Raw genomic sequence first — 21,722 nt, forward strand, 5'->3', positions numbered from 1 at the left:
TTACCTCCTAGAATAAAGCGGATTCTTTAGACACCCTTCGGGTTACCCAGTTGGCGGCAATGACAAAGATCAGACCCATAACCGACTGGAACAGGCCGACCGCCGAAGACATGCCGAAGTCATGCAGCTGTCTCATGGAGCGGAATACGAAGGTGTCGATGACGTCGGTAGTCGGATACAGCAAGGAATTGTCTCCAATGATGGCATAGATCATGGCAAAGTCCCCGTTGAAAATCTTGCCTACGGCCAGCAAAGTCATGATCATAACAGTAGGAACGAGCAGCGGCAGCGTAATGCGCAACACAATCTGCAGCTTAGATGCCCCGTCAATCCGGGCAGCCTCGTACAAATCCTCCGATATGCCGGTAATCGCGGCCAGAAAAATAATCGAAAGATAACCGGCTCCTTGCCACACGCGAATAACCGTCAGAATGAAAGGCCACAGCTTCGACTCAAACATCCAGTTGACCGGTTCCAAGCCGAAATTTTGCAGCCAAGTATTGATCATCGGCTCTTCCCCGCCGAATAAGGATTGGACAATCATTCCTACCACAATCCAGGACATAAAATAAGGAAGAAAAATGAGAGACTGCGAAATTCGTTTGAAATACTTATTGCGAATTTCATTGAACATTAGCGCGATTAATACAGCAGCCGCCGTAGTAAACAAAATGAACAGCATGTTCAGCATCAGCGTGTTGCGCAGGATGACCCAGAAGTCATCCGAAGTAAAAAAATAGTTGAAGTTTTTAAAACCGACCCATTCGCTTCCCGTAATTCCTTTGGCAAAATTATAGTCTTTGAAGGCAATCATAATCCCGTATATGGGAAAATAACTGAATACGAGAAAGAACAGCAGCCCCGGCACGGCCATAGCATAGAGAAAAGGATTACGAACAATATGCTTCAGCTTGGACCGTTTCCTTGCATTAAGTTGGTATTGCATACTTTTACTTCCCCCTTTCATCAAAACAGGCATTCGCATCTGCGTCCCGTTATTTATACCGTTACCTTACCGAGCCCTCACCGCAACGGCAATTCCGGCAAGCTCCAATTTTTCCTGCAAGCGCAGATTTATGAACTTCCCAAAAACAACACTACCCTCGAAAATAACCGATTCTGCAGACGGGACTACTCGTTATGCTATAATTAATAATCTAAAAATGATAAGAATCGGAAGTTATAATAACGGGGGATTCAGAGCAATGAAGTTCAGACTTCCACTTTTCACATCGCTGAAGCGGCATCCTACTTATATGAAACTTATTTTTTATTTTGTCAGTGCAAACGTTCTGGTTCTGGCTGTATCTTTTGCGCTGCTCTATTGGCAGTCTTCCCAGACGCTTCTGGAAGAGATCGGCGATCATTCCGAATCCTTGCTATTGAACGGTGCCCGGAACACTGCGCGTCTGATGGAATGGTCTTTGGAATTCAGCTTCTCCTCCAGCGATGACAGTACCCTCAAGGTGAATGCCCTTTCGGATCAATACAGCGATTTTGAAACTTATGGGGTATGGAGACGGCTTATCGAAATCAAGAACGCCAATCCGTCTATCGATTCGGTATACCTAATCAACGATTACACAAATACTGTAGTAGATTCCAGACTTGGATTGAGTGATGCGGAAGCTTTTTACGACCAGGACATTATTAAGCGTTTGCAGGATCCGGCTACAACGGATCACAGCGTTCTCATTCCGAGAACCTTGTCCATTCCGCTTGTCGGGATTAAGGCCAAAGAGGTGATTAGCATCGTAAGATTTTACGAAAAAGGCAGTTCCATCTCGGCTTTCGTTCTGAATATAGATACTGATAATTTAATGACCTTGCTTCAGAACAATTCGAATTATGCGAACAGGTCGGTCACTGTTCTGAATGATCGGGATGAGACGGTTTTTAGCAGCATTCCTTTGAATCAGGAACAAATTGCGGAGCTCAGGAGCCAAGGGAATAAGGGCGAAAGCGGATGGAAGCTGTTTCAGCCCCGCAATCAGGAAGAGCAACTGATGGTTTACGCAGGCTCCTCCATTAAAGGGATTCAGGATTGGAGTTTTATCGAAACTATCCCGAAGTCTGTCATTTTGGGAAAAATCACTGTTCTTCGCAACACAAGCCTGATCTTGTTCCTCATTCTGTTCATAGCATCATTGACCGTGATCGTTCTGATTTCCAAACGGGTGTACTCGCCTATTCAAGAACTGATTAGCAGAGTGATGCGCCAGCATCAAGCGGAAAAGCCCGGCGAAGGATATAGCGCAAATGAACTTGACTACTTATCCAATGTGTTTACAGCCCAACACAATCGGATTTATGAACTGACCGAGCACTGGCGGCATACTAAAATTCTGGGTAGGGAGCGGTTTTTACGGGATTTTCTGGGGGGTATCTATCATACGGCAGAGGAAATATGTGCTCAATTTCAAGAATGGGGAATTGCTCTGCCGGAAGATCAGCTGTCGGTGGCCATCTTCCGGATCGACCACTTCTCGGAATTTACGGAGGCCTACCCGGAAAAGGACCGGCGTCTACTCCGATTTGCAATGTCCAATATTATTCAAGAGTCGCTGCAATTTTCCAAGCACAAGCTGCAAACGGTGGACATGGGGAACGATCACGTGGCGGTTGTCTTATCGGCTCCATTGTCCGAAGAATTTGCAAAGAAGCTGCAAGTATCTAAGCAGTTAATGGAGCAGTATTTGTCAATCGGCACGACCGTCGCTTGGGGTAGGACGTTGCCCAGCCTGACCGACATGCATGAAGTATATATGGAGACGTATGAACTGACGCAGGAACGGTTCCGATTCGGGCACGGAGCGCTCGTCGTGAAAGCATGGCTGGCCGACGCGCCCGGAGAACTGTATCATCTGCCTGTGGACAAAGAGCGGCAGATCGCTCAGGCTCTTCCCAAGGGTAACGCGGATACGGTTCTGGAAATCATACGCTCAGCCGTGGTCAAGCTGCGGGGACTGCCCTATTTTGAATGTAAAATGTCGCTGATTACCTTGTTTATGAACATACGCCGGCTTATGCAGGAGCACTCCAGTCAGCCGCTGCCCAGTTCATGGGGGCTGACTTCTATCGAGAATCAGATCATACAGCAGGAGACGATGGAAAACGTAGTGCCTTGGATGGAAGCGCTTATAACCAAGACGCTTGAAGACATTGAGGCTGCCCGCAGTCTGTCCAAAAACGCGGCCCTGATCGAGCAGGCGGACCAGTTCATTGAAGCACATTTAACCGATTCGAACTTGTCCGCAAAAATGCTGGCCGACCATTTGGGTCTGTCCGTGAACTATTTCCGCAGTTTGTATAAAGCGGAGACAAACCAGTCGATTACGGAAAAGATATCGGAGAAGCGCCTAAATTACATTTGTCAGGAGTTGCTTGCCTCCGACTCGCCGATTGAGCCGATCATCCAGAAATACGGATTTTCGTCGCTTAACACGTTTTATTCCATCTTCAAAAAGGTGTATGGAATGACGCCAGCCCAATATCGGAGGATGCATAAAAACACCACATCCTAATAAGAATCCTTTTAATTACCTTTAAACAAATGGATGGTCCGTACAGGCCCATCCATTTGTTCTTCCTAATGCACTGCTATGAACGTTACCAAATCATCATTTTTTAAACTGCGGCAGATGCTCTTTATGCGCTTCCAACAATTCATCCAAAACCACTTTAGCCACGTCGCCGCTTGTCACCAGGGGATTCAATGTAAATGCCTGTAGTGCTGTTGGGTAATCTCCTGTGACGGCCGCTTCAATCGTCAGCTCTTCCATCGCCTTCATTAACTGCAATAGCCCTCTTTGAGCGGACGGGAATGCGCCAAAATGTACAGGCTCCGCACCGTGTGCCGTAATCATGCTCGTAATTTCAATGGCACTGTCATAAGGCAGATCGCTAATCGCCCCGCGGTTGCGTGTGTTGACTACCATGCGCGTTCCTTTGTTGTTATAGATGGCATTAATCACTTCACAAGCTGCGTCGCTGTAGTATGCTCCCCCGCGTTGCTCCAGTTCTTTGGGCTTGTAATCCAGGTTGGGATCTTTATAAAGCTCAAACAAACTTTCTTCCAGACGTTTCACTACCTGCCCGCGGGTCCCTTCCTTATCGGCCTCTTCCAGCTCTTCTTTCAGCATGCTATCCGTCATGTAATAATAACGATGATAAGGACAAGGCAGCATTTCCAATTGACGGATTTGTTCATACAAGAAGCGCATGTTTTTTATATTTTCCACGATTTTTTCCGGTTTGGCATCGGGACCGTACAGTTTATCGATCACTTCAGCGGTAAGTTCTTTGCCGTTTCGGTCATAGACTTTGTGCCAGTGCAGGTGATTAATGCCGGCAAATTTGAAGAACAATTCTTCTTCGTTTTTTTCCAGTACAGCAGCTTCGTTCTTAGTCGCCATAATCGGAACGTTGCATAAGCCAATCACCTTCTCCCACCGGCCGTATCGCAGCACGGCTTCCGTTACCATTCCCGCCGGGTTCGTGAAGTTGATCAACCAGGCATCCGGGCACAGTTCTTTCATATCCTTGACGATCTCCAAGATGACCGGAATGGTGCGGAACGCTTTAAACATGCCGCCTGCTCCGTTGGTTTCCTGACCGATCATCCCATGGCGAAGCGGAATCGTTTCGTCTTTAATGCGAGCATCCAAAAGGCCTACGCGGAATTGGGTTGTGACAAAATCGGCATCCGCCAGCGCTTCTCTCCGATTCAGCGTCAAGTGAATGTCACAGTCGATTCCCGCTGCCTTTACCATTCTTTTTGCCATGGCTCCGACAATTTCCAGCTTCTCTTTCCCCGCTTCAATATCGACAAGCCACAGTTCCCTAAGCGGAAGTTCATGGTGCCGTTTAATAAACCCTTCGATCAATTCAGGAGTATAGCTTGACCCGCCGCCGATCGTAACGATTTTTAATCCTTTTTTCATTGAAATACCCTCCTTCGTTCTTCGTTTCTTTTGACAATTCGATTGTAGATGATGTAATGCATTACAGGTCAAACCCTAATTTTAGGGGTTGTTCAACTTTGTAAGTACTCAAAACAATGCTATGCTTAATGTGGAGGTGGGCCACAGGTGGCAAATATCCAAGAGATCGCACGTCTTGCAGGGGTTTCTACGGCAACGGTTTCACGCGTAATTAACCGGCATCCTTATGTAAGCGATATAACGAGAGAAAGAGTCTTAAACATCATTGAACAGTTGGATTATGTACCCAATTCCAATGCGAAATCTTTAAAAAAAGGCATGACCCGGATCATTGGGGTTATCGCCGTTTCATACAGTACACTGTTAATGTCGCTCATACGCTCATTTCATACGATTGCCCAAAAATACGGATTTAACGTCATGCTTTTCATGACAAACGGAAACTGCGATAAGGAACTTGAAGCTCTTGAAATGTTGCGCAGCAAGCAGTTGGACGCCCTGCTTTGCCTGCTCCGCACGAATGAGTGGGATGTCATCGAATCCTACACGAAATACGGACCGATTGTAACTTGGCAACGTCTCGTCAGTGACACGATACCGTCCGTTTTTATGGATCAATATCAAGGCTACATGCTTGGCCTCGAGTATCTATACGCCAAAGGTTACCGGAAAATTTTAAACGTATACTCGTCCAAAGGCCTGAATACCCTGGGACGAATCAGAGCCTATGAGGATTTTATTCAAAAGTACGGATTAAAAGATAAAGGCTTCCCGCAATTTCATAATAAGATGACCATTCGCGATGGAGAAGAAGTAGCGCGATGGTGGATAAAACAAGCGGACAAGCCGGATGCGATTTCCTGCTCGACCGACGAGGTAGCGGCAGGGATTTTAACGGAGCTGCGACGCGCCGGATTTTCGGTGCCGGATGATGTGGGAATTATGGGATTTGATAATACAGACATCGCTCACCTGCTGGATCTGACAACCATCCATTATCCCGTAGATAAACAAGCAGAGAATGCATTTAATATTATAAAGGGAATGCTGGAGCAAGCCGTCCCTAAACTGCATTCTCTGGAGTTTAACGTGGTTGAGCGAAGATCGACATAGATTTAATGAAGAGGGCCCGGCTCTTTCCAGATCATCCATTTGGCTTCAAGCATTTCGGTTGATTTAAGCAACGCGATCGTATAGGCGTCCCGCACGCGCTCATTATAGAGGTCGGAAGTATGAAATTGCTCGATCATTTTTCCGTCTTTCATCACTAAAATATCTTGGCACAGTCCGGGCACAAGCGAGAGGTCATGGGTAATAAACAGAAGAGACAACCCTTGTTCCCGCTGAATGGACTTAAGCAGTTCTATGATCCGCTGTTGCAATACGATATCAAGGTTCGAGACGATTTCATCACAGATCAATAGTTTGGGATGGATGATCAGCGCTTTGGCCAGGCAGGCTCTTTGGTACTGGCCCCCGCTTAATTTACCTGGCCGGTATCTAAGAAGTTCCTCACGAAGCCCCACTTTGTCCGAATACTCTAAAATTCTCTTTTTGCGTTCCGTTCTGTTCAAGCTTGTAAAGTTCTTTAACGGTTCTTCCAGACACTGAAACAAGCTCAGCGCCGGGTTTAAGGTTGAGGCTGTATTTTGCAAAACAATCTGAATATCGCGATACCATTCTTTATACGCTTTTATTCCTTTGCGGGGCAGGTGTTGCCCGTTAAATATAATTTGCCCCGATGTCGGCTGCTTTAAGGCCATGATCAGCTGGGCCAGCGTGGATTTACCGCTGCCGCTCTCGCCTACGATAGCCAGGGACCCTCCAGCTTCTATCGTAAAATGGATGTCACTCAGAATTTGCTTTCCATTCATTTTTTTGCATAGCTGCAGCACTTGGAGCATTCGGACCGGCACCTCCTTTGTTAAGGAATCTTTGCGATCGATACCTGCATAATTGTTTGGTATATTCCTGCTCGGGTTGTCCTAATATTCGCTCGGCGCTCCCCTGCTCGATGATTTCTCCGTCACGCATCACACCGATCGTATCCGCAAGATAACTGGCCAGAAGCACATCATGCGTAATAAACAACATACTCCTGTTCAGCTCCGATATCAGATGGTGCAATAAGGAGATGACTTCAGCCTGGGTGGTGACATCAAGGGCGCTCGTCGGCTCATCGGCAATCACTACCTCAGGCTTTAACAGCAGCGCCATCGCAATCATGACACGTTGATTCATTCCGCCGCTCAGCTCATGAGGATAACTTTTCATCACGCGCGCCGTATCGTTCAAGAGCACTTGAGACAGCATCTTTTCCGCTTGTTGCTCAGCCTCATGCCTCGATATCGGTAAATGGCTAAGCATATGATCACCTAATTGTCTGCCGATCGGGAGCGCTGGATGCAAGGCTTGCTCAGGGTGCTGAAAAATGACGCCCACCTGTTTCCCCCTGATTTTGCGCCAGTCCTTTTGGGATAAACGATTCAGGTTTTGGCCGCGCAACAGGATCTCGCCCGACATTTGCAGACCGGCAGGCAGCATCCCTAAAACAGCTTTGCTTGTTAACGTCTTGCCGCTTCCGCTTTCCCCCAATAGGCAATAAGTTTTCCCCGACTCCAAACAAAAACTGCTATTGTGTACCAGCGGCTGGCCGAATGCGTTCCGAATATGCAGATTTTTTATGTCTACTACGGTATCCATTATTTCTCCCTCCTGAGCCGCTCGCCGACAATCTGGAACGAACAAGCGGTCAGAAAAATCATCAAGCCCGGGAAAAACCCCATCCATGGAGCAACCTGCAAATAATTTTTCCCATCCAATAACATAACCCCCCATTCGGGTGAAGGCGGCTGCGCGCCAATTCCCAAGAAGGATAAACCGGATAAAGTCAAAATCACCTTGCTTACATCCAGAATCAGCATGGTTCCAAGCTGCGGGGCGATATTCGGGATCATATGCCGGATTATCGTTCTCATGCCAAACGATCCGCTTACCCTGCTGGCCATAATATACGGCTCCTTTTTCACATCATGGATCAAACCGCGAATTAATCTTACGTACTTGGCCCACCAGGAAAGAATCACCGCGAAATAAACATTCTCCATGCCAAAACCGAGAAAACCAACCACCACGATGGTGAGCAGGACATTCGGCAAGGCCGTAAAAATATCCGTCACGCTCATCATCAACAGGTCAAGTTTATTCCCCCAAAAAGCGCTCAGCGCGCCGACGAACAGTCCGATCAACATGACGACGCTGAGGACTATGAAAACGGGGAACACGGAGTCGCCGATCCCGTGAATCACCCGGCTTAACAAATCTCTTCCCAGATAATCCGTTCCAAACGGATGAGCGAGGCTTGGGGGAAGGAGCTTTGCTTGATGATCGGTTTGGAACGGGTCATAAGGTGAAATCCACGATGCGCTCAGCCCGGCAATCATAAGAACCGCAATATACAACAAAGCCGCTGCAGGAAGTTTATTCGCCCAAACGAGGTTCATCATAGTTCCCACCTCTGTTTATCAAGATGAACACGCGGATCGGCCACAAAATAAAGGATATCGGCCACAAAGTTAAACCCAAATATAAAAGCGGCCACCAGCAGCGCACTCCCCTGAATGACGGGAAAATCACGGCGGTAAATCGCCTCGAGCATATATTTGCTGAACCCCGGAAAACTAAAAATCGTTTCCGTGATGATCGAGGCTCCAAAAAAGCTTGGCAAGCTGGTCGTGATTAACGTCAGGATCGGGATGAACATGGCGCGGAATAGATAAGCCGGATAAAAAATAGCGGGCCGCAAACCTCTGGCTCTTGCCGCTTCAATATAAGAGAATTTACTGTATTGCACGGTGTATGAGCGCACCATCCGAATGAAGTAAACGCTTTGGATTAGGGAGATCGCCGTTACCGGAAGCACATAATGCTGTACGGAAGAGCTGCCAACGATCGGAAGAACGGGCCAGATCACACCGAAAGCATACATCAGCAGAATCGCGAGCCAGTATAAGGGAATGGATAGCCCCAAAATGGTAACCGAATAAACTACGCGATCCGCAAACGAACCTGCATTCAAGCCTAACCAAATTCCGGCCGGTATTGAAATAGACACCGTAAGTAAAAAGGAGCCTACGATCAGGGTCAGCGTCGGTTCTAAACGGTTCATGATTTCGTGTAACACCGGTTCGCCGGACATAAAGGAATTTCCCAGTTCTCCTTGGAATATCTGAACAACCCAAGCCATGTATTGCTGAATAAACGATTGATCAAGCCCCCATTGCGCCTGCAAATGAGCCACCAATGATCGCTCCGGCACCGCCCCGATGTTCAGCAGCATCATCGACGCCGGATCTCCCGGCGCCAGACGCATTAGGGTGAAGACGAACAATGAAAACAGGACCAACGTGAGCATTAACATCAACAGACGCTGGGTAATGGAACGCAGCATTATTGTGCTTCCTTCTTCAAGTGATGCCACTTTACAGGATCATCCTCTATGGCATTGAAAGTAAAGCCGGCCAGTTCGCGCGTATGAACAAAGGTTTGCTTGGCGTAGTAAACCGGCACCGTCATCGCTTCCTCATGCATGCGAACAAACACTTGGTCAAATAACGCCTGCTGCTGCTCTGCCGAGACGGTGGAAGCAATCTGATCCAGCAGGTCGGACAATGGCCGGTCTTGATAAGCAACGCCCGGCGCTGACGGTGAGCTGTAGAATAAAGAAGACAGAAATCGGTACGGCAATTGCGCATCCGCATAAGTCCGGTACATAAGCAGGTCATATTCTTTGCTGCTCCATAACGTATCGTAGTAAGCGGCCCGTTCCTGATTTACGATGTTTATTTGGATGCCGATCTGCTTCATGTTGTCCTGGAAAATTTCCGCCATCTCTTTCCACTCCGGATATTCTTCCGTTTGAATTACCAGTCGCAGCTCCAGGACTTGTCCGTCTTTCTCATAAAGCTGCTTTTTCTCATTCCATTCGTAGCCCGCGGCTGCGATCAATTGTTTTGCCTTCTCAGGGTCGTAAGGATAAAAAGGCTGGTTATCGTCCGTGACAAAGGCGACTTCCCGTTGAAACAACCCTTTGACCGGTTCACCGCTGCCATCCGTGTATTTACTCGTATCATTTCCGTAATTGATCGCCTGGCGTATATTTTTATCCGACAGAGCCGCATGGTTTTGATTGATCACCAAAAAATAGGACATGGTGCTGGTGCCCGTTTCTACCGCATATTTGCCGTTATTTTGAAAAATACTTAGACTTTCCGCCGGAATATTGCCCACTTCCCCGCCCGCAAGATCTACCTCTCCGGATTGCAGCGCAAGCACCCTGGCCTGCGGATCCGTAATGACTCGAAAAACAAGCGAATACGCCGACGGTTGCTCCAACCAATAATGTTCGTTTGCAACCAGAACCGTCTCGACTCCTTGCCGATAGCTGCCTATTTTCCAGGGCCCCGTGCCGATTGCTTGATGAAATTCTCCATCCACATCTCCCGCAGGAGTTACCGCGTTTGGACTCATGATCCGAAAAGGCCTGGCCTGGCTAAGCTCATACAAGATTTGAGTTGCGGTTTCTTTGAACGTAAGTACGACGGTGTTGTCATCGGGGGTTTCAATTTTTGTCAGCAACCGGGAGATTTCATTCGTAGCGTTCTCTTCTCTGCCGACCGCCCGCTCCAAAGAAAACTTAACAGCCGCGGAATTCAATGGACTGCCGTCCGAGAATTTCACTTGTTTTCTTAGCTGAAAAGTATATTTCTTTCCGTCAGCGGAGATTTCCCATGATTCGGCCAAGCCGGGAACCATTTTGCCTTCCCCTTCATATCCCACCAGCGCATCATATATAGCGGCATGCACATGCCGTGCTCCATTGTAGGTCGCGGCATCGAGTTTATCCCCTTCCGTATCCTGGGTTACCGCTACAACGATTTGTTTGTCTGTTTCATGGCCGGCATCGGAAACCGGACTTTGGGCTTGCGTACACCCTATAAGCAACAACAACGTCAAAACGGCGGCAACACTGAAACCATATCTGCTAAACATCCCTACTCCTCCTACTTCTTCTCCTTCGATGTTGGCGATTAAACGGGCGCAATGATCATGGCCACTTGCAAACAGAGTAATCTTTGTATATTATTAATCGTAATTGTTACGATTTGCAACATATTTTTTTAATAAAGGAGACCGGGTTAATGACTGAGCATAAGCTTGCAGAGCAATATCGTGATTATTGGGACAAAGGAGCAGCGGTGTATGATGAAATCGTTAATACCGAATTTGCAACGGATACATACGATCAATGGAACGCGATCCTGAGTAATCTTTTATCCGGAAAACGGAATTTAAAAATCCTCGATGTTGGAACGGGGCCCGGATTTTTTGCGGTTTTGCTTAGCCGTATGGGGCACCGGGTTACCGCCATCGATTCCTCGCCTGAAATGGTGGCCAGAGCAAAGCAAAATGCGCAAAAATACAACTGCAATATCAGGATTGTGGAGACGGATATCATCGAATACAAAACTGAGGAAACTTTTGATGTCATCATTTCCAGGAATGTCACCTGGTTCCTATACAATCCTGTTGCGGCTTATCAAAATTGGCATGGGATGCTGGGCGACGATGGCCAAGTTATTATTTTCGACGCAAATTGGAATTTGTTTTTGAGCCATCCCCAGGAGGCAGAGCTCTTCAGAAAAGCCAAGGAGGAGGCGATCGAGCAAGGTTACTTGCCGTACCGCGAAGAGCAAGACATCGAGGAAGGAGATCGACTGGCGCTCACCTTGCCATTGACTTATGTAAGAAGACCTGGATGGGACAGCGAAATGTTTAAATTTATTGGCTTTACTAAAATCCAAGTCCATGAAGGGTTCGATGCTGAATTTTATAGTCCAGGAGAAAAAATCCTAAACCGCCACAGACCTATGTTCGCGATCGTTGCCGAAAAATAGACGCCTTGCGGCGTCTATTTACGGCTCTGATTTCTATAGTCCTATTCCCATACGATGGTTGTTGGCCCTTGTTTGATTTTTGCGAAAGCTTCCTGCTCGCTTCGTATTTTCGCCAATGATTTAACCAATTGCGGAACGTTTGACAGTATTTTCGCATTCACGTATTATGAATGATAATCATTCATTAATCAAAAAGGAGGGGGATGAATATTGGCAAACTTCTCTGATGGGAAATACCAGCTTATTTTAAACGCGGCCATGGAGGTCATAACGGAAAAAGGATATGATAAGACGGTTATTTCGGATATCGTAAAAAAAGCGGGCGTTGCCCAAGGAACGTTTTATTTATATTTCTCATCCAAAAAAGCGTTAATCCCCGCGATTGCAGATCATCTTCTTAGCATCACTTTTGGTAAAATCAAAGAAAAAGCACAGGATAAAGAAAGCTTTTGGGACGTTTTGGAGGTTGTAATAAGCGAAACCTTCGACATCACCGATTCATACAAAGAAATCCTTGTCCTTTGTTATTCCGGTCTTGCGATCGATCATTCCATGGAAAAATGGGAAGCCATCTATTCTCCTTATTATGATTGGCTTGAGAACATATTAGTGAAAGCCATGAACAATAATGAGATCGTCAGCGATCTTCATGCCAAATGGACGGCCAAACTTCTCATCAATCTGATTGAAAATGCTGCCGAACGATTTTATATCGGACTTGAACAAGAAGAACCCCTGGACGTTTATAAGACGCGGGTATTTCATTTCATCAAGAGATCATTATGGAGAAACTGAAGCAAAGTACCGGCAAATCTGCATTTATTTTTTTGAAATATTATGACTGACGTTCATTCATTAATCGTGCGGTGACTTTTTTTGAATTTTCGGAAAGGAAAAGGGTCTATGAATAAAGGTTGGATTTTTGTCCTTTTAACTTCTCTATTCGAATTGCTTTGGGTCTTTGGATTCAATGTTGCCGATACTTGGTGGCACTGGGTTATCATCATGGTCATAATTCTCGTCGATATGCAGTTTCTTGCAAAAGCCTGCGAGTCATTGCCGACCGGCACCGTTTACGCCGTTTTTGCAGCCGCAGGTACAGTGGGCACGGCCCTAATGGACATCCTGATTTTTGATGGGGAATTCAGCATTGCAAAAGGTCTGTTTATGGGGATTCTGGTCATTGGGGTAATTGCCTTAAAACTATTCGACAATAAGCCGGAAACCGGATCGGCAAAAGGAGTTCGTTAATATGGGTTGGCTATTCGTATTGATTGCTGCTCTATTTGAGCTGACTGGAGTCATTGGTTTAAAAAAATTCAGCCAAAAGAAATCCATGTTGAATTTGCTGATGTTTTTTGGCGGATTTGGAGGTTCTTTTGCCTTTCTTTACGCTTCTTTTAATTATCTGCAAGTCAGCATCGCCTATGCGGTCTGGATTGGAATAGGAACCTCCGCTGCCGTTCTGGTAAACATGATCTTTTTTGGTGAATCCAAAAGCATCGGGCGCATGATAAGTCTCTTGATCATTGTCGTTGGTGTTGTTGGTCTCAAAGCAGTTTCATAACTTAAAGAGATGACTCCTGATCCATACAGGAGCCATCTCTTTACAGCCTGGCGTTGTTCCCGCCCCGTTCTATTTACTTAGTGCCCGGTACTTGGATACATACGCTTCCGCCAATTCCGCGATTTGGTCGTAGCGGCCTTGCTTCGCCGGAGCCGTAAGGTTGCTGCCGATCCCGACGGCGATACAGCCGGCCTTAAGCCACTGTTCCATATTTTCCAGATCAACGCCGCCGGTTGGCATAATGCTGACATGCGGCATCGGGCCCTTAACGGCCTTGACGAAATCGGGACCGAAAGCGCTGCCCGGGAACAATTTCAGGATGTCAACCCCCAGCTTCAACGCCTCCTTGATTTCGCCCAGCGTCAGAACGCCCGGCATATAAGGAATTCCGTAGAGGTTGCAAAGCTGCGCCGTTTCCTTGTCGAACGACGGACTAACCACAAATTCCGCCCCCGCTAGAATGGCAATTCGCGCCGTAACCGGATCAAGCACGGTACCGGCGCCGACGACCGCCTGCTTTCCATACTCGGATACCAGCCGGCGGATGGCTTCTTCCGCGCCCGGCGTCGTAAACGTCACTTCTATATTGGTTAGGCCGCCTTCAATACAGGCTGCAGACATTTTACAGGCATCATCCGCATTTTCCGCCCGGATTACCGCTACTACGCCGCATTCCTGCAAATTTCCCAACACTTTTAATTTTTTCATAGAACTCTTCTCCTTTGCCTCTTTACTTTGATTATGACTAGCCAATATGCAATTAATAAAGTTTACTAAATTATTTTATTAAAATAAAATTAAAATCTACTAATTTTCTGCTTCAACTTGATACTAAACACAATTATCGGCTCCGTCAATGTTTTTTTAGAATTCCCGTAAATAACAATAAAAAACGGCTAACTTTTGATCTATTTTATTGGCATCCTCATAGTAAATGTAAAGACCGGCATTGTACAAAACCGGTTTATATGATATTTTGAGGATAATTAGTCTTTAGGGGGAATTTTACATGTCAAAAGCCTTGGCCGCCGTCACTTTCGGCGAACCGATGGTCATGTTCCGCGCCGATGAAGTCGGCGAACTTCACGAAGCTGCTGCTTTCTCCAAAGCACTGGCCGGAGCCGAGAGCAATGTAGCGATCGGTCTCTGCCGGCTCGGTCTTCCAACCGGCTATGTCACGAAACTTGGAGAGGACAGTCTGGGACGATTTATTCTGGATGCCCAGAACAGAGAGGGCATCGATACCTCCAGAGTCAAGTTAACTCATGAGAAACCGACCGGCTTGCTTCTTAAATCCAGAGTACTAAGCGGTGATCCGAAGGTGGAATATTACCGTAAAGGGTCCGCGGCCTCCACCCTTGGTATCGCCGACTTTGACCCGGCTTACTTTGCTTCAGCCGGTCATCTGCACGTCACGGGTATTTCGGCTGCGCTTTCACCATCCATGCTGGAATTCTCGCGCCATGCTATGGACTACATGAAAAGTCAAAACCGGACAATCTCGTTTGATCCCAATCTGCGGCCGGTATTATGGAGCGACCAAGAGACGATGATTCGGACGATCAACGAGCTGGCCTGCCGCTCCGACTGGTTTTTTCCCGGCATCGGCGAAGGGCGCCTGTTAACCGGGTTGGAGGAGCCTGAGGAGATTGCCGATTTCTATCTCAAGCAGGGCGTCTCGCTGGTCGTCATCAAAATGGGGCCGGGCGGGGCTTTCTACAAGAGTTTACAGGGCCACGGCTTTGTGCCGGGCTTTAAAGTGGAACGGGTTGTCGATACAGTCGGCGCGGGCGACGGATTCGCCGCCGGCGTGATTAGCGGACTATTGGAGAAGCTGGATGTCCAGTCGGCTGTGTCCAGGGGGAATGCGATCGGCGCGCTGGCGGTTATGTCGCCGGGCGACTCGGACGGCCTGCCAAGCCGCGCTGAATTGGAGGCATTTATGGCATCAGCCGTAACTGTCAGTTAAAATCGCGATATTAAAAGGACTTTGACCTCCACACGCTGAGGAAGTCAAAGTCCTTTTAGGTTCTTGCCGGCTTTACCGAATCTCCAATTTTTTCACCGACTCCCCACGCCGAAGCGCGGGCGGAAAACGGTACGTAATAGGTATCGGTCTGTCCCGATCCTCGATCCCGGAAAGAATGACTTTGGCGGCTTGAACGCCCATCTCATGGGCGGGCTGACAAATCGTGGTGATGACCGGGTTGTAGATGCGGGCAAAGTCGGCATCGTCTATGCCAATGACCGACAGTCGCTCGGGAATGGAAATCCCCAGCCGGTTGGAGGCTTTCAACAGCTCGGCCAGCACAATATCGTTGCCGGCGATCAGCGATGTCGGCGGCTCCGGAAGCGCCATGAGTTCCGAGAGCCGGGCTCCGAGCTCCTGCGCCGGAGCACTCACAAGATATTCTTCCCGCAGCGGCAAGCCCGCCTCCTCCATTGCTTTGCGGAATCCGCCAAGCCGCTCCTTGCGCGGAGTAATCCCTTGCTCCCCCAGCGGCAGCGTCATCATACCGATCCGGGTATGCCCGTTATGGACCAACTCTTCTACTCCCATTTTGGCGGCAATTTCGTTATCAAGCAGCAAGCTCTGGGTGCTGACGCCGTCAACCAGACGGTCAATGAAAACGAACGGCATCTCCAGTTCGCCAAGACGGCTGTAGGCCGAAGATTGATGCCCCGTAGGGAACACAATCAAACCGTCAACCTGTCTGGCAATCAGTGTTTCAATATAGAGCTGCTCCTTCTCCGGATTTTCGTCAGCATTGCAGATCAAAACCTGGATCCCCCGGTTCTGCAGCTCGCTTTCGATGGCGCGGACGCACTGGATGGACAAAGTATAGTCGATATCCGCCACAATGATCCCAACGAGATGAGTGCGATTCTGCTTCAGACTGCGGGCAAGGCCGTTCGGCCGATAATCCAACTCCTCAATGACTTCGGCGATCCGCTGCCGCGTCGCTTCGCTCATATACTTATACCGCTGGTTCAAGTACTGGGATATTGTGCTTTTGGAAACGCCGGCCCTACGGGCGACATCGTCGATAGTCAGCTTTTTCATCATTAAAGCTCCGCTCTTTCCAAATAAGTTTTGTGCAAAAACAGTTCATATCTTTCATAATAACACAGATTCCGGTCCGAATAGCCCAAAAGTAAAAAAGCCCTTCTTTCACAAACCCGATTCAGGACATGCCTTGTTAGTCCCTACCTCGGTTTGTTTCCGGAAAGGCTTCCGAATATACGAGATATCCGAGCTCAATAAGTTCCAAAAGCTCCCTTGCGTTTATTTCAGATATTTATCCAGCGTTCGCCGCACGGCCCCCTGAGCTTCCAGCATCTCATAAAACATGCCCTCAATTTTCTCGCCGAGCCCAATCGAGTACAAAGGAACGCCAAAAATCTGCCCATCCTCAAGAATGGCGCGGACTCCCGCAGTTTTATCACCTAGTTTCACCCCTGCCAAATGTCTTTGCAGCGTTTCCAAAAGCGGGTCCGGACTTAAAGTGAACGGCTTGCCTTCATCGTCCACGCCCAGCAAGTAACGGCACCAGACGGCGATCGCCAACGGGATGGCCGTTAAACTTTCCGGGTTAAGGTCTTCCCTTCGCATGTAGGATTTGATCGTTTCACCAAAACGGATGCCTACTTTCTGCGAAGTATCGGTCGCAATCCGCTGCGGGGTGTCGGGAATAAACGGATTCGCGAAACGTTCCTGCAGCACCTCGTCCAGAAACCCCTTGGGACTCAGGATGCCGGGGTCGACCACGACCGGAAGCCCCTCGGTGTAGCCTATCGTTTCTACGAACTTGCGCAGCGTATCATCCCTCATCTCATCCGCAATCAATGTAAATCCTAGAAGACAGCCGGAAACGGCGAGTGCGGTGTGGAGCGGATTCAAACAGGTCGTGACCTTCATCGTTTCCACCTTGTTGACGGTGTCTCTATCCGTGAATATAATCCCGGCCTCTTCAAGCGGTGGACGGCCGTTTGCAAACTTATCCTCGATCACCAGATATTCGCTGATCTCCGCATTGACGAAAGGCGCGGTATACGTGTGCTTGGAGGTGACGATCACCTCCATATCGCCGATCCCCTGCTCCAAGAGCGCCGCCTGCACCGTTTCCGACGGACGCGGCGTGATTTTATCGATCATGGACAGCGGGAACGTAATTTTGTGTTCATCTTCAAGATAGTCGATGAATCCGCCTTCAACCAAACCTCTCTTCGCCCACTCTTTGGCCATCGTCAAGACGGCTTGGTTTAACTTGTCTCCGTTATGGGAGCAATTGTCCATGCTGACAAATGTCATCGGATACCGGCCTTTCAAATAACGGCGGTACGCCAGCGAAGTGACGATGCTCATCGCATGAATCGGCTGTGCTGGACCGTTCGCGATATCCTGTTCCACGATCCCTAGATATTGGCCGTTCGGACCGGTGAGCGAATATCCTTTTTCCGTAATGGTGAAGCTGGCCATTTGCAGACTCGGCTGCTCAAAGATTTCGATCAGGCGGCTGTAATCCGCTGCCCGATTTTTGTCCGCGGCAAGGGCTTCGACAATGCTGCCGACCACTTTCTTCTGAAACTCGCCGCGCGCGTTCATCAGCACCAGCAGCGTCAGATTGTCGTAAGGCTTGTAGACCTTGTCGATCATCTCAAAATCAAACGATTCCGCGGCGATAATTCCGGTATCCGCTTGGCCGCTGTCCAGCAGCTGTTGATGGGCATTCGCCACGAATCCCCGGAAGATGTTGCCTGCGCCAAAGTGAACCCACCGCGGATTAACCCGCGTATTCGCCGCTACCGTCTCCAGTTCGAACTTCGGCAGCTCAACGCCCGCCGCTTCCCAGGCGGATCGGCCAGCCTTTAGACTTTCCCGGCTAAGACGCAGCATTACTTGGCCTCCCTAGCGTTTTCCAGGCTGTCCCAAACGCCCAGCAAATACATCACGCCCAGCGCCCGGTCATACAGGCCATAGCCCGGACGGCAGTTTTTCTCTTCTCCCCACAGATGCCGCCCGTGATCGGGACGCACATAACCGGTGTATCCGTTTTCGTGATAAGCTTTTACAACTTCCGCGACATCTACGCTGCCATCGCGCCCGCGATGGGACACCTCGATGAAATCTCCGTTATCAAACACTTTCACATTACGGATATGCGCAAAATGAATGCGGTCATGGAACTCGCGGATCATCGCCGGCAGATCGTTTTCCGGATTCGTGCCCAGCGAGCCCGTACAGAAAGTCAGGCCGTTGTACGGACTGTCCACGGCGTCCAGCATACGGCGGATTGTGTCCCGGCTGCGGATAATGCGCGGCAGGCCAAAGATCGGCCAAGCCGGATCGTCGGGGTGAATCGCCATTTTAATATCCACTTCTTCACATACCGGAATAATCCGCTCCAAAAAGTACTTCAGGTTCGCAAACAGCTTCTCTTCCGTTACATCCGCATAGGCGGCGAACAACTCATCCAGCTTCGCCAACCGTTCCGGCTCCCAGCCCGGCATCGTGAATTCTCCGGCCCCTTTCAGAATCCGGTCCACCATCTCCCGCGGATTATCCGTAATGGCAGCCTTTTCATAAAAAAGCGCGTTCGAGCCATCCGGAAGCTCCTTGTACAGTTCCGTGCGCGTCCAGTCAAAAACCGGCATGAAATTATAGCAGATCACCTTAACGCCAACCTTGGCCAACTTGCGGATGGTGTCGATATAGATGTCGATATATTTGTCGCGCGTCGGCAAGCCGATTTTGATATCATCATGAACGTTAACGCTCTCAACGACGGCGGTGCTGAAGCCTTTGCTGGTGATCTGATCCGCCACTTCCTGAATCCGTTCCATTTCCCATACTTCCCCGGCCACCTTGTCATGCAAAGACCAGACGATTCCCATCACCCCGGGAATTTGCCGAATATGGTCAAGCGTAATATTGTCGTTCCCTTCCCCATACCAGCGCCATGTCATATTCATCTCAACAATCTCCTCCTTCTTGTATACAAGATTGAGTTGATCATAAAATACAAGATCGAGAAGCGTCTGTAAGATTTATCACCCGGCCTGAATTTTGTTTATGTTAACATGATGTATACCAGATAAATTCAAAAACCAAAGCAGGAGTCAACATGTCCATTAAAGCTGAGATCATGAAATCACTGAAAACCGAAATCCTTACCCTAAAGCTAAAGCCCGGCGCCATTCTAAGCGAAACCGCCCTATCCGAACGTTTCCGGATCTCCAGGACCCCGCTTCGCGATGTGCTGAAGCAGCTCAGTCTGGAATCCTATATCGATATCTATCCCAAAAAAGGCAACCTTGTTTCCTTTATTGATTTGGAGTCGGTCGAACAAATGATTTATTTGCGAAGCGTGCTCGAAAAAGAAATCAGCAAAGATTTGTCCGCCCATCTCCCGCTCAAAGGAGTTCATGAGCTCAGGGAGATCCTGGACAAGCAGCAGGCCGTCATCGATGAGGACGAGGACAGCGAACGATTTCTGGGCCTGGACGACGCCTTTCACCAGTCCTTGTTTCAATTGGCCGGGCGAGAGTTCCTGTGGAATTTGATCCAGCAGACGAGTGTCCATTACGCCAGATACCGCAGACTGCATATGTTGAGGAAGGAAAAGCTTGTGGACATCCATAAAGAGCATCAAACCATTCTCGAAATGATGATGCATAAGGAACTGGATAAACTTGACGAACTGATCGACCATCATCTGCGGGAAGATATTAATTCACGGTACATGCAGGAGAATTTCTCGGAGTATATTAAGGCATAGACGTTTTTCATAGCAAAAGCGGGGCCGAAGCCCCGCTTATCTTGTTATTACTGGGCCAAGGCGGTCAGAGGGCTCATAATATGCTGAACATACCGCTTAACCCCATGCGGCAGCTCCTCGGGCGATGGCCTGTAAGAGACGAAGGCCGGTAAATAAGTCCCGTTGCACCGGCTCAATGTTCATTGGATCGGTCGCAAATATTCGCTGAGCGTAAACCAATTGTGTCCGCCAGCGCGGTATCCCTTCTCCTCCCCGCCTGTCGTTGTCGCCACGACAAACTCTTTGCCCCTCAAATGGTCGCCGCCGGGCCCGAATGCCCATCCGAAGGTCAGCACATCGTCTTGGAATATATAGAAAGTTTGAAAAATTGACGGATCTGGGCGGACATCTGATAAAGAGCACGATCGAGCATTCTATCGGACAAGGTTTTTCGCATGAAAGCGTTCGTGTCTTGGTGTCCCTGCACATGCTGCTTGCCTTTGCACGATTATCCCTTTCGTTCAGAGGGGAGGGGTTGAGGGCTAGGGTAAGGGATTAATAAGGAAAAAATGAGCCGGTTCAGGTAAGAATTTCGGCTTGATGAGGGAACATACGTTTGGTATAATGAAATAAATGGAACTTATGTTCGTGAATTCTTGATTCGAGGGCGAGTGAACATAGAGGTCAATACCGGAACGAAACTTCAGCCATTCAGCAGCCGTTACCAAAGCGAGCAGGACTGCATGGAGGCGCTGATCGCGATGAAGTGGCCGAGCGGCTTCGTTTGCCCACGCTGCGCTCACACCCGGTGCAGCCGTCTGGCTTCCGGCATATCCCCTTGTTCGAGTGCGGAAAATGCAAGCCTCAAACATCGCCTTTGGTCGGCACGATTTTTGAAGGAACGCATCTGCCCCTTGCGGCAGCAGCTTGATAGAAGTGGTTGAACGGTGCCGGCATTGATGCAAACGGATTCTAGTTGCAGCAAGATCACGGTCCTTTCATTTTTTCCGGTGTCTTGCCCCATCCCTCCGGTCAGGTCTGCTTCACTTCTCCGAAACCTCCTTCCCACAAACCTGTCTAATGATCTCGAACAGTCTGCTTCTTACAAACCTATCTCTTCTCATGAATTTATCTCTTTCTCTGCTTCCCTGATCAAACGGGATAATCGTGCAAAGCGTCCGGACAGCGGATGTTGATCTGCCTCAACTTTCACAATATTCCGTAAATTGGATGAGTCATCCATCCGTGCCTCTAGGTACGCTAAATAACAAAAAGGTTCCTGCTCTGCCGGAAAAGGCAGAGCGGGAACCCGTTCTATTTAGGCAATGTCATAAAACAATACGCAACAAATCGATGTCAGGCCGTGTATCATCGTTACTATTCTGTAAGATGTCAACTCGCTTAACTAACTCTTGGCCAACCGGTACAATGACCGGCGTCACGAATGGATAACCGGCCTGTTGAATAAGCTCGATATCAAACATAAGCTTTATTCCTT

The 21,722-nt window shown here is 48.5% G+C and carries 21 protein-coding genes and 1 pseudogene; 9 read left to right on the forward strand and 13 right to left on the reverse strand.

All coding sequences use genetic code 11. The annotated features are described in order from the left end of the window. Positions 1-7 precede the first annotated feature (7 nt). Complete coding sequence (locus NYE74_RS24635; RefSeq protein WP_051985553.1) at positions 8-946, reverse strand: ABC transporter permease; 939 nt, start codon at positions 944-946, stop codon at positions 8-10. 259 nt (positions 947-1,205) lie between these two features. Between NYE74_RS24635 and NYE74_RS24640 the strand changes: the two genes are divergently transcribed. Then, positions 1,206-3,524: an AraC family transcriptional regulator gene (locus tag NYE74_RS24640; RefSeq protein ID WP_036624101.1), complete on the forward strand. Its 2,319-nt coding sequence runs from the start codon at positions 1,206-1,208 to the stop codon at positions 3,522-3,524. Between the two features lie 96 nt (positions 3,525-3,620). On the opposite strand, the gene NYE74_RS24645 is transcribed toward NYE74_RS24640, so the two are convergent. Next, positions 3,621-4,943: a 6-phospho-beta-glucosidase gene (locus NYE74_RS24645; protein ID WP_341005220.1), complete on the reverse strand. Its 1,323-nt coding sequence runs from the start codon at positions 4,941-4,943 to the stop codon at positions 3,621-3,623. Between the two features lie 147 nt (positions 4,944-5,090). Between NYE74_RS24645 and NYE74_RS24650 the strand changes: the two genes are divergently transcribed. Further along, positions 5,091-6,056: a LacI family DNA-binding transcriptional regulator gene (locus NYE74_RS24650; RefSeq protein ID WP_341005221.1), complete on the forward strand. Its 966-nt coding sequence runs from the start codon at positions 5,091-5,093 to the stop codon at positions 6,054-6,056. A 2-nt stretch (positions 6,057-6,058) separates the two neighbouring features. Here the strand turns inward: NYE74_RS24650 and NYE74_RS24655 are convergent, their stop codons facing one another. Genes NYE74_RS24655 through NYE74_RS24675 form a run of 5 tightly spaced genes read right to left on the reverse strand, consistent with a single transcriptional unit; the run spans position 6,059 to position 10,994 of the window. Continuing rightward, positions 6,059-6,847 (reverse strand): ABC transporter ATP-binding protein, encoded by a 789-nt coding sequence (locus NYE74_RS24655; protein WP_051985554.1) that lies wholly within the window; start codon positions 6,845-6,847, stop codon positions 6,059-6,061. After that, on the reverse strand, positions 6,792-7,646 hold the full coding sequence (locus NYE74_RS24660) for an ABC transporter ATP-binding protein (RefSeq protein ID WP_051985555.1): 855 nt from the start codon (positions 7,644-7,646) through the stop codon (positions 6,792-6,794). The genes NYE74_RS24655 and NYE74_RS24660 overlap by 56 nt, the downstream gene beginning before the upstream one ends. Further along, complete coding sequence (locus tag NYE74_RS24665) at positions 7,646-8,446, reverse strand: ABC transporter permease (protein WP_036624104.1); 801 nt, start codon at positions 8,444-8,446, stop codon at positions 7,646-7,648. The genes NYE74_RS24660 and NYE74_RS24665 overlap by 1 nt, the downstream gene beginning before the upstream one ends. Further along, complete coding sequence (locus tag NYE74_RS24670; RefSeq protein ID WP_036624105.1) at positions 8,446-9,393, reverse strand: ABC transporter permease; 948 nt, start codon at positions 9,391-9,393, stop codon at positions 8,446-8,448. The genes NYE74_RS24665 and NYE74_RS24670 overlap by 1 nt, the downstream gene beginning before the upstream one ends. Then, positions 9,393-10,994: an ABC transporter substrate-binding protein gene (locus tag NYE74_RS24675; protein WP_036624106.1), complete on the reverse strand. Its 1,602-nt coding sequence runs from the start codon at positions 10,992-10,994 to the stop codon at positions 9,393-9,395. Before NYE74_RS24675 ends, NYE74_RS24670 begins: the two co-directional genes overlap by 1 nt. Before the next feature lie 149 nt (positions 10,995-11,143). Here NYE74_RS24675 and NYE74_RS24680 point away from each other — a divergent pair, with 149 nt between their 5' ends. The 4 genes from NYE74_RS24680 (at position 11,144) to NYE74_RS24695 (ending at position 13,466) form a co-directional block, all read left to right on the forward strand. Then, positions 11,144-11,899, forward strand: coding sequence for a class I SAM-dependent methyltransferase (locus NYE74_RS24680; protein WP_036624107.1), 756 nt, complete (start codon positions 11,144-11,146; stop codon positions 11,897-11,899). A 210-nt stretch (positions 11,900-12,109) separates the two neighbouring features. Continuing rightward, complete coding sequence (locus NYE74_RS24685; RefSeq protein WP_036624119.1) at positions 12,110-12,694, forward strand: TetR family transcriptional regulator; 585 nt, start codon at positions 12,110-12,112, stop codon at positions 12,692-12,694. 108 nt (positions 12,695-12,802) lie between these two features. After that, positions 12,803-13,150, forward strand: coding sequence for a DMT family transporter (locus NYE74_RS24690; protein ID WP_036624120.1), 348 nt, complete (start codon positions 12,803-12,805; stop codon positions 13,148-13,150). A gap of 1 nt (position 13,151) precedes the next feature. Next, positions 13,152-13,466: a DMT family transporter gene (locus NYE74_RS24695; RefSeq protein WP_036624121.1), complete on the forward strand. Its 315-nt coding sequence runs from the start codon at positions 13,152-13,154 to the stop codon at positions 13,464-13,466. Positions 13,467-13,535: 69 nt separating this feature from the next. Here NYE74_RS24695 and NYE74_RS24700 read toward each other — a convergent pair whose 3' ends face one another. Further along, positions 13,536-14,174 (reverse strand): bifunctional 2-keto-4-hydroxyglutarate aldolase/2-keto-3-deoxy-6-phosphogluconate aldolase, encoded by a 639-nt coding sequence (locus NYE74_RS24700; protein WP_316560976.1) that lies wholly within the window; start codon positions 14,172-14,174, stop codon positions 13,536-13,538. 301 nt (positions 14,175-14,475) lie between these two features. On the opposite strand from NYE74_RS24700, the gene NYE74_RS24705 reads away from it, so the two are divergent. Next, positions 14,476-15,435, forward strand: a complete 960-nt coding sequence (locus tag NYE74_RS24705) for a sugar kinase (protein WP_316560977.1) — start codon at positions 14,476-14,478, stop codon at positions 15,433-15,435. Between the two features lie 72 nt (positions 15,436-15,507). Here NYE74_RS24705 and NYE74_RS24710 read toward each other — a convergent pair whose 3' ends face one another. From NYE74_RS24710 to uxuA, 3 genes are all read right to left on the reverse strand, one after another. Next, positions 15,508-16,530 (reverse strand): LacI family DNA-binding transcriptional regulator, encoded by a 1,023-nt coding sequence (locus NYE74_RS24710; RefSeq protein WP_036624124.1) that lies wholly within the window; start codon positions 16,528-16,530, stop codon positions 15,508-15,510. A gap of 222 nt (positions 16,531-16,752) precedes the next feature. Beyond that, complete coding sequence (locus tag NYE74_RS24715) at positions 16,753-18,363, reverse strand: mannitol dehydrogenase family protein (RefSeq protein WP_316560978.1); 1,611 nt, start codon at positions 18,361-18,363, stop codon at positions 16,753-16,755. Continuing rightward, on the reverse strand, positions 18,363-19,439 hold the full coding sequence (gene uxuA, locus NYE74_RS24720; protein WP_316560979.1) for a mannonate dehydratase: 1,077 nt from the start codon (positions 19,437-19,439) through the stop codon (positions 18,363-18,365). Before uxuA ends, NYE74_RS24715 begins: the two co-directional genes overlap by 1 nt. 152 nt (positions 19,440-19,591) lie before the next feature. Here uxuA and NYE74_RS24725 point away from each other — a divergent pair, with 152 nt between their 5' ends. Further along, positions 19,592-20,245: a GntR family transcriptional regulator gene (locus tag NYE74_RS24725; protein ID WP_316560980.1), complete on the forward strand. Its 654-nt coding sequence runs from the start codon at positions 19,592-19,594 to the stop codon at positions 20,243-20,245. Between the two features lie 179 nt (positions 20,246-20,424). Here NYE74_RS24725 and NYE74_RS24730 read toward each other — a convergent pair whose 3' ends face one another. Continuing rightward, positions 20,425-20,580 (reverse strand): NAD(P)H-dependent oxidoreductase, encoded by a 156-nt coding sequence (locus tag NYE74_RS24730; protein ID WP_213510683.1) that lies wholly within the window; start codon positions 20,578-20,580, stop codon positions 20,425-20,427. Between the two features lie 321 nt (positions 20,581-20,901). On the opposite strand from NYE74_RS24730, the pseudogene NYE74_RS24735 reads away from it, so the two are divergent. Further along, positions 20,902-21,140, forward strand: a pseudogene (locus NYE74_RS24735) (transposase); the annotation flags it as partial. Positions 21,141-21,552: 412 nt separating this feature from the next. Here NYE74_RS24735 and NYE74_RS24740 read toward each other — a convergent pair. Continuing rightward, the gene (locus NYE74_RS24740) at positions 21,553-21,708 is read right to left on the reverse strand and encodes a PTS glucose transporter subunit IIA (protein ID WP_144245273.1); all 156 of its coding nucleotides are present in this window, start codon (positions 21,706-21,708) and stop codon (positions 21,553-21,555) included. Between the last annotated feature and the right edge of the window lie 14 nt (positions 21,709-21,722).

Origin of the sequence: Paenibacillus sp. FSL P4-0127 (assembly GCF_038007325.1) — a bacterium.
GTDB lineage: Bacteria > Bacillota > Bacilli > Paenibacillales > Paenibacillaceae > Fontibacillus > Fontibacillus macerans.